This is a genomic window from Streptomyces sp. SID486 (assembly GCF_009865385.1).
Lineage (GTDB): Bacteria > Actinomycetota > Actinomycetes > Streptomycetales > Streptomycetaceae > Streptomyces.
This window is the reverse complement of sequence record NZ_WWJT01000044.1, coordinates 1-668: the sequence shown is the minus strand read 5'-3', so window position 1 is coordinate 668 and position 668 is coordinate 1. Positions and strand designations below refer to the sequence as shown.

The 668-nt window shown below is 81.9% G+C and carries 1 protein-coding gene; it reads left to right on the top strand.

Annotated elements, in window-relative coordinates; translation table 11 throughout:
* Positions 1–476 precede the first annotated feature (476 nt).
* Positions 477–668, top strand: a 192-nt coding sequence (locus GT045_RS39370) for a hypothetical protein (protein WP_237538283.1), incomplete at its 3' end; no start/stop codon positions are given.

Here is a 668-nt window from a genome sequence, read left to right as displayed (position 1 = left end):
CGGGGCCGTGGCTTCCGCCCGCCGCCGCGTCCACATCGCGCTGGACGACCGGTGCGGCGGCCCGCACCACGGGAGCCGCCCGGACCGGTACGGCCTGTGCGGCAAGGCCAGCCGGGGCCGGCTGCACGGTGGGGGGCTGCGGCCCGGTCACGGGCAGCGGCGGCCGCGCGCGGGAACCCGGCGCGGTCTGCGTGGATCCCGGTGGCACGGGGCGTACGACGCGCACGGGCGGGGGAGCGTCCACCGCTCCCACCGGCGCGGCGGGAGCACCCACGGGCAGAGCGGGGCCCGGCGCACCCGCGCCCGGCGTACGACCTGGAGCACGCTGGACGGCCCCGCCGCCCGGCTCGGAGCCGGGGCGGGCACGCACGGCCCGGGCGCTGTCCGGCGGCGTCGCCTCGCGAGCCCACCGCGCCGGCACCACGGGGCGTGCGCCGCCGTGGCGGGCAGCGGCGGAAATACCGTCCACCACAGGGGTGCTGAGGCCGAGCGGCCGGGCGGACAGCAGCCGGACGGTGGGCGCGGGCGCCGCGGCGGCGGACGTGACGGTGGACGCGGTGTCCCTCTGCGCGGTCACCGCACGAGCGACGACCAAGGGGACCCGGCCCTGCTGCGGGGCACCGGACGAGGTGCCACCCGGCCGGCCGGGTGTGCGGGGCCCGGCCGCG